The following is a 6,781-nucleotide window of genomic DNA, read 5'->3' as shown; positions in this document are numbered from 1 at the left end:
GCGCTGCGAAGCTCGGGGCGGCGCTCGGGTGCGACGGCGCGTTGCCCGCGTGGCTCGCGCAAGGCAGCCAGGTCGGCGGCGTCCCGCGCCGCAGCCTCGGCGTAATCGCCCTGCTCGCCGTGGTCGCACTGGCGGCGACGACGCTGTCGGACGTCGGGCCGAAGCCGCTCGTGCTCGTCACGTCCGGATGCTTCGTGATGGTGTACGGGCTCGGCGCGGCCGCCGCGCTGAAACTGCTGCCGCGCGGCGGCATCGCTTACCGTTGTGCATGGATTTCGCTGGTCGCGGTCGCCGGGCTGTTCCTGACGACCGGCTGGTACATCCTGTGCCCTTTGCTGCTCGCGGGCGGTGCGCTGCTCTATCTGCAGGTGGCCGGGCCGCGTCAGTGACCCGGCAGGTGCGCGCGGGCCGATACCTGCCCGCTGGAGACGCACGGGCCGATCATGATCGAACCGATAGCCGAACCGCTGGCCGGATCGCCGGCCACTCCGCCGCGCGCATCACGCGTAGAAGCGCGGCCTCGGCCGCCCGCCGGTTCTTCGCGCCCGTCAGGCGGGCACCAGCTCGAAGCTGAGCCGTTTGCCGAGCGCGGCGGCGGCGCTCGCGAGCGTCGCCAGCGTGAGGCTCGTGTCGGTTTCGTCAAGCAGACGGTTGAGCGCGGCGCGGCTGGTTTTCATCCGTGCGGCCATTGCGGTTTTCGTGATGTGCTGCGCCTTCATTTCCTGCCCGATCTGCCAGGCGATCACCCGCTTGATCGCGGTGGCGGTGGCCGCTTCGAGATTGCCGTCCTCCTCGAGGAAGGTATCGAAATCGCTGCCGATATGCGGATTGTTCGTGGTCGTCATGGGTACTCCAGTGCATGGCGTTGCCGGCGGCCTGACCGTCGAAGACGGTGCGTTCCGGCACAACCGGGGAATTCAGATGGCGCGCATCAGCGCTTTCAGGCGCGCGACGGTGACATCGAGATCGTCCGACGGCGTGGACCGCGACTGCTTGAAGAAGCCGTGCAGCAAGACCATCGTGTCGCCGACGACCGTAAACAGCACGCGGGCGCTCCGCCCCGGCAGCACGACACGAATCTCCCACAGATCCTGCGCCATCTTCCGGACCAGCGGCATGCCGAGCGGCCAGCCGAGTTGAACGGTCTTGATCTCTTCGCCGATCGCCCTTCGCTCCGCTTGCCCGAGCGCCTTCAGCCATTCGCGCACGGGCTCGTTGCCACGAGCCGTCTGGAAGAACCGCACGCCGAGCGTGACCTGAATCTGCTGTCTCGTCATCGTCCTGACACCAATCGTACCAAAATCGGTACGATACGCCAAGCACCACGAGGTCAGCTACTGACCGGATGGCCAATCCAGTCAGTAACGGGGAACGGGGCCGGCCGCGCTTGCCGCTCGGGCCGCCGGGTCAATCGTCGCGACGAACCGGCTTGCGCGCCGCACGTGACATCCCGCGCTCACGCGTCTCCCCGAACCGCGACCGCGCGATGTCGCGCACGGCGTCGATCAGCGTTCGCGCGACCGGCGACGGCTGCGCATCCGTGCGCAGCACGAGCCCGACCGGCTCGTCGGTGCCGGCCGACGGCAACGGCAGGCGTGCCAGCGACCCGGCCGACAGGTCGTATTCGGCCGCATAGAGCGGCACGAACCAGACCGCGTCGTTTTCGAGCGCCAGCGCCCGCGCGACCGATACCGACAACACCTCGATGAACGAATCCAGCGGCGGCACGCCGCAAGCGCCGAGCAGCTGCTCGGCCGACTGGCGGATCAGCGTGCCGAATGGCGGCAGCACGACCGGATAGCGCGCAAGCTCGGCCGCCGGCGCCGCGCTCGAGAGCAGCGGATGCTCGGCGCGCACGACGGCGACGAGCGGCTCGTTGTACAACTGCTCGAACGCGAGCCCGATCATCCGCTCCGGCTCCGACAGCCGCCCGATCGCGCACTCGATCGCACCGGACTTCAGGCGCTCGAGCAGATCGGCGTTCGCGGCCGTCGCGATCCGCACGACGACGCGCGGCCAGCGCTCAGCGAGCGCCTTCATCAACGCGGGCGCGAGCGATGCCGCGACGGTCGGCAGCATCCCGATTTCCAGCGTCGCCGCGGCAGCCCCGCCTTCGCGCGCGAGCAGCCCGACCCCTTGCCGCAGCGCCAAAACGCACGCGTTCGCATGCGGCATGAACAATTGCGCCTCGCGAGTCGGCTGCGCGCCCTGCCGGCCGCGCTCGAACAGCTTCACGCCGAGGATTGCCTCCAGCTCGGCGATCGTCTTCGAAACAGCCGGCTGCGTGATCGACAGGCTCTCGGCCGCCTTCTGCACGCCGCCCAACTGGGCGACCGCGAGAAAACACTGCAAGTGCCGGAACTTGACGCGGCCGTCGGCGATACGGTTATTCATAACGGGTGGTTATGCGATTGGCGATGAAATGCCATTTTGCATAACTTTCCGGATAGCCCCAAGCACTCGACGATGCGTCACGCATGACGCCGCAGTGCCTGGAAACCGGCCGGCTCCCACATCCGCTTCGCGATCAGCAAGCTGGTGCCATGCTTTTGCGCGAGCGGTGCGGACGACGATTCCGCATGCAGCGCGGCCGCCTTGCTGCGCAGCCGGCGCAGCTCCAGTTCGAGCTCCGCGGAGGCAGCCTCCGTCAGCATCCCCTGCGAGAACGTCATCGTCTCGCCTTCCCCGTCGAAGCGGCTGTCGAGGAAATCGCCAAGCGCGTGCGCATGGAAGTACCGGCGGATCGGCCCGCCCGGCAGCCAGTCGAAATCGCGCGCGACGCGCACGCGAATCCGGTCGCCCGGCAACAGCGCGACGACGTTCATCCGGTCGAGCATCAGCAGATATTTCACGCACTCGGCCTTCGTCACCTGATAGGCCGACACGATGTCCTGCACGGTCCAGTAGTTGATTGCGCAGACGGCGACGAGCAGCAGTTTGTCGTCCGACACGAGCAGTGCCTCCTGCTGCTCGGTGAGCACGTGCAGCCTCGGCGCCGATGCGGACGCCTCCTGCACGAGCTCGGCCAGCGTATAGCCGAGCAGCTGAGCGATCTCGACAACGCGCTCCAGCGTAAAACGGCCGCTGGCGAACAGCCGCTTCACGCTGGTCTCGGAAACGTCGAGCGCACGCGCGACGTCGCGGTAGGTCATGCCCTGCGCCTTCAGCTGGCGCTTCAGCATTTCGATCAGTTGGGCGGTTTCGGTCATTTTGGTATCGAAAAATGATGCTCAAGGTCAGATATTAGGCTACCTGCGCATGCAGATGAACACTTTCGGATACTTGTCTGCATAATCCGCTCCGTGCTGTCACTGAACGACGGAGCCGAAATGACCACCCGAACCGAAACCGCTGCCTACGAATCGCATCGCACCGCCCCGCGCGATGCCCGCGACACCGATCGCACGATGCCGCTCGCCACGGTCCGCACGCTGGCCGCCAGCGCGCACGTCGGGGATCTCGTGTTCATCCGCGTACCGGCGAATGCACCGCGCGATGCAGCAGGCGCGACGAACTCGACGGGTACCTGGGCCAATCGCTTCGGCATCGTCGTCGATACGTCGGGCGACGAGCCCTTGATCGCCGAAGCCGCGTTTGCGTGGACGAAGCTGACGCCGCTGTCGCGCTTCGTCGCCCGGACCGACGGCGGACGCATCGCGCTCGCCCGTCGCGTCGCGGCACCGACCACCGATGCGCAGCGCCAGATTCATTCAACGGCTGAACGGCGGATCGACGCGCTGCTCGGCAACCGTTTCAACGTGCGGACGCGGCGCGGGTTCTGCGCCGACTACGTGAGCGACGTGCTCGGGGCCGACCGGGACGCGACACCGGCCGCACTGCTGCGCAGCGGCACGCTGTCACTCGAATTCGACGGGATCGTGTTCGATCCCGGCCGCCAGTCATAACAGGCGCTCAGGGAGACCGGATAACAACAAGAACGACAACACAAAAAAGCAGCGACGGGCTGGCTGGAGGGCCGTGCACGGGGTCGTCACCGACGACGCGAAGCCCGATCGCTTTTTCCGCCGGACAGGCATCCTGTCCGGCGGAATTTTCATTGGTGCGTCAAACATAACGAACAGTTATGCGATTCGCGAAAAAAGGTCATTTTGCATAACTTTCCGGATTGGCTAAAGTCGTGCCATCCCCTTCGCGAAATACCTATCAGGAGACGCCCGATGGATTCCCCCACGATCCTCACGCCGCGCGACTGGCCGTCGCATCCGGCCTATGTCCACCCCGAATACCGTTCGTCCGTGAAGCGCGGCCCGACGCGCCCGCTGATCCCGCTGAAGGAGAAGCTTCGCGACCAGTACGCGCCCGTCTACGGCGCAGAAGATCTCGGCGCGCTCGACCATGACCTGACGAAGAATGCCGTGAAGAACGGCGAACCGCTCGGCGAGCGCATGATCGTCACCGGCCGCGTGCTCGACGAAGGCGGCAAGCCCGTGCGCAACACGCTTGTCGAGGTGTGGCAGGCGAACGCGGCCGGCCGCTACGTGCACAAGATCGACCAGCACGACGCGCCGCTCGACCCGAACTTCCTCGGCGCCGGCCGTTGCCTGACCGACGACGAAGGTCGCTACCGCTTCCTGACGATCAAGCCTGGCGCGTACCCGTGGGGCAACCATCCGAACGCATGGCGCCCGAATCACATCCATTTCTCGCTGTTCGGCGATTACTTCGGCTCGCGTCTCGTCACGCAGATGTACTTCCCCGGCGACCCGCTGCTCGCGTACGACCCGATCTTCCAGGGCACGCCCGAAGCCGCGCGTGACCGCCTGATCTCGCGCTTCTCGATGGACCTCACCGAAGAAGGCTATGCGCTCGGCTACGAATTCGACATCGTGCTGCGCGGCCGCGACGCTACCCCGATGGAGCGCTGAACCATGACGACGCTGAAGCAAACCCCTTCGCAGACGGTCGGCCCGTACTTCGCATACGGCCTGTGCCCGCAGCAATACGATTACGACCTGAAAAGCCTGTTCACGCCGACGATCGCCGCGGCGCACGCCGAAGGCGAGCACGTGCTGCTGGTCGGCCAGGTGTTCGACGGTGACGGCAACGTCGTCGGCGACGCGGTGCTCGAATTCACGCAGGTGGACGGCGCGGGCCGCTACCCCGCGTCGCGCGACGACATCGCGAAATCCGGCTTCACGGGCTTCGCGCGAGTCGGCACCGGCACCGATGCGCAGCAGCGCTTCGTCGTCGAGACGGTGAAGCCGGGCCGCCTCGCCGCCGACGAAGCGCCGCACATCAACGTGACCGTGATGATGCGCGGGATCCTCACCCACGCGTTCACGCGCGTGTACTTCGACGACGAAGCCGCCGCCAACGCAGCCGACCCCGTGCTGAACGCGGTGCCGGCCGAACGCCGCGCGACGCTCGTCGCGAAACGCGACGCGCAGCCGGGCCGTCCGGTCGTCTACCGTTTCGACATCCGCATGCAGGGGCCGGACGAAACCGTGTTCTTCGACGTGTGACGCGCGAGCCGGCATACGCCGGCTCCGCCCGCTACCCCGACGCCGCGTGGCGCGATACCAACAGGCATCGCACCGCGCGGCGTTTTTCGTGCGCCGTCGCCATCATTCGATGCTGCGGCGCATCGCGCCGGATCACGGTGCCCATACCCGTTGTCACATGCCTCCGTCTCCTGAATCGAACGCTCGATTGAAACGCATGCTGCGACTGCACATAACTCGTCGATCCAGCAGGATATCGTTTGCGCGTTATGCGGCGTATTCTTCGTTATCCGCAACGCACCAACGCGATTGAATCCAAATCGGCAACAATTACGCATGTAATACGCGACACCGCGCGGCGGGCTGCGCGCGCATTTTTTTCTGACCGAGTGCCTTTAAACGCGTCTGACCGAAATTGGCAGGCGCGTATTTTTTTGCGGCAACCGGCGCACCGGAGTGGCGTGCGCCGATTCCTTCCGGCTAGCGCCGAATCTCCAGATAGCGGCTCGGCGTATCGCCCAGAATGCGGCGAAATGCCGACGTGAACGCGCTGGCGCTCGCGTACCCGAGATCGAGCGCGACGCGCGTCACCGGCTGTCCGTCGCTCAGGCGCGCGATCGCCGCGAGCATACACACCTGCTGGCGCCATGCGGCAAAGCTCACGCCTGTCTGCGCGCGAAACTGCCGCGTGAACGTGCGGCGGCTCACGCCCGCGTCGGCGGCCACCTGGTCGAGATCGGCCGCGATCGACGGCGACGCGAGCAGGTGCCGGCACACCTTCGCCAGCCGGGCGTCGGCCGGCAGCGGCGCATGCAGCGACAGGCGCGGCATCGTCGCGATTTCCGCGACCAGCAACGCCATCAGCTTGCCCGCGCGCCCGTCGACGTCGTACAGCGCCGGCAGGTCGATCGCATCGTCGATCAGTTGGCGCAGCAGCGCAGACACGCCATAGACACCGCACTGTTCGGGCAAGCCCGCCTCCTGCGCGGCGTCGCCGGACACGAACGTGTTGAGCATCGTGACCGGCCCGGTCATCGTCATTTCGTGCCGCACGCCGGCCGGCACCCAGCACGCGCGCTGCGGCGGCACCAGCCAGCGCCCGTGCGGCGTCGACACGCTGATCGTGCCGCGCGACGCGAACGCGAATTGCCCGCGCCCGTGCGCGTGCTCCGGAAACGTCGTGCCCGCCGCATAGTCGTTCGCGGTCACGACCACGCTCCTGGGAATGTTTTCGTAGGGATCTAGCAGCGTATTTCTCACGGCCCGAATTCCATCATCAATGACCCGATATCGAAGGCGGGTCTCCTTCGCGTGATCTA

8 protein-coding genes and 1 pseudogene are annotated in these 6,781 nt (G+C 66.5%); 4 read left to right on the top strand and 5 right to left on the bottom strand.

The genetic code is table 11. The annotated features are described in order from the left end of the window. A pseudogene (locus G3O00_RS21345) lies at nucleotides 1-389 on the top strand (amino acid permease); the annotation flags it as partial. 159 nt (nucleotides 390-548) lie between these two features. Here G3O00_RS21345 and G3O00_RS21340 read toward each other — a convergent pair. The 4 genes from G3O00_RS21340 to G3O00_RS21325 all read right to left on the bottom strand — a co-directional run bounded on the left by G3O00_RS21340 (nucleotide 549) and on the right by G3O00_RS21325 (nucleotide 3,209). Beyond that, nucleotides 549-845, bottom strand: coding sequence for an XRE family transcriptional regulator (locus G3O00_RS21340; protein ID WP_011355454.1), 297 nt, complete (start codon nucleotides 843-845; stop codon nucleotides 549-551). A gap of 72 nt (nucleotides 846-917) precedes the next feature. Next, nucleotides 918-1,277 (bottom strand): type II toxin-antitoxin system RelE/ParE family toxin, encoded by a 360-nt coding sequence (locus G3O00_RS21335; RefSeq protein WP_206144229.1) that lies wholly within the window; start codon nucleotides 1,275-1,277, stop codon nucleotides 918-920. A 130-nt stretch (nucleotides 1,278-1,407) separates the two neighbouring features. Further along, entirely contained in the window at nucleotides 1,408-2,394 is a 987-nt protein-coding gene (gene pcaQ / locus G3O00_RS21330; protein WP_206144228.1) for a pca operon transcription factor PcaQ, read from the bottom strand. A gap of 77 nt (nucleotides 2,395-2,471) precedes the next feature. Next, nucleotides 2,472-3,209, bottom strand: coding sequence for a helix-turn-helix transcriptional regulator (locus tag G3O00_RS21325; RefSeq protein ID WP_011355457.1), 738 nt, complete (start codon nucleotides 3,207-3,209; stop codon nucleotides 2,472-2,474). A gap of 120 nt (nucleotides 3,210-3,329) precedes the next feature. Here G3O00_RS21325 and G3O00_RS21320 point away from each other — a divergent pair, with 120 nt between their 5' ends. The 3 genes from G3O00_RS21320 to pcaG all read left to right on the top strand — a co-directional run bounded on the left by G3O00_RS21320 (nucleotide 3,330) and on the right by pcaG (nucleotide 5,483). Continuing rightward, on the top strand, nucleotides 3,330-3,905 hold the full coding sequence (locus G3O00_RS21320) for a YiiX/YebB-like N1pC/P60 family cysteine hydrolase (RefSeq protein WP_206144227.1): 576 nt from the start codon (nucleotides 3,330-3,332) through the stop codon (nucleotides 3,903-3,905). 273 nt (nucleotides 3,906-4,178) lie between these two features. Next, nucleotides 4,179-4,886 (top strand): protocatechuate 3,4-dioxygenase subunit beta, encoded by a 708-nt coding sequence (pcaH, locus tag G3O00_RS21315; RefSeq protein ID WP_174945025.1) that lies wholly within the window; start codon nucleotides 4,179-4,181, stop codon nucleotides 4,884-4,886. A gap of 3 nt (nucleotides 4,887-4,889) precedes the next feature. Beyond that, nucleotides 4,890-5,483, top strand: coding sequence for a protocatechuate 3,4-dioxygenase subunit alpha (pcaG, locus tag G3O00_RS21310; RefSeq protein ID WP_011355460.1), 594 nt, complete (start codon nucleotides 4,890-4,892; stop codon nucleotides 5,481-5,483). A 459-nt stretch (nucleotides 5,484-5,942) separates the two neighbouring features. On the opposite strand, the gene G3O00_RS21305 is transcribed toward pcaG, so the two are convergent. Continuing rightward, nucleotides 5,943-6,722 (bottom strand): helix-turn-helix transcriptional regulator, encoded by a 780-nt coding sequence (locus G3O00_RS21305; RefSeq protein ID WP_122949469.1) that lies wholly within the window; start codon nucleotides 6,720-6,722, stop codon nucleotides 5,943-5,945. Nucleotides 6,723-6,781: the final 59 nt, after the last annotated feature.

This window comes from Burkholderia sp. Ac-20384 (genome assembly GCF_017104605.1).
Classification (GTDB): Bacteria; Pseudomonadota; Gammaproteobacteria; order Burkholderiales; family Burkholderiaceae; genus Burkholderia; species Burkholderia lata.
This window is presented reverse-complemented; position numbering and strand designations above follow the sequence as displayed.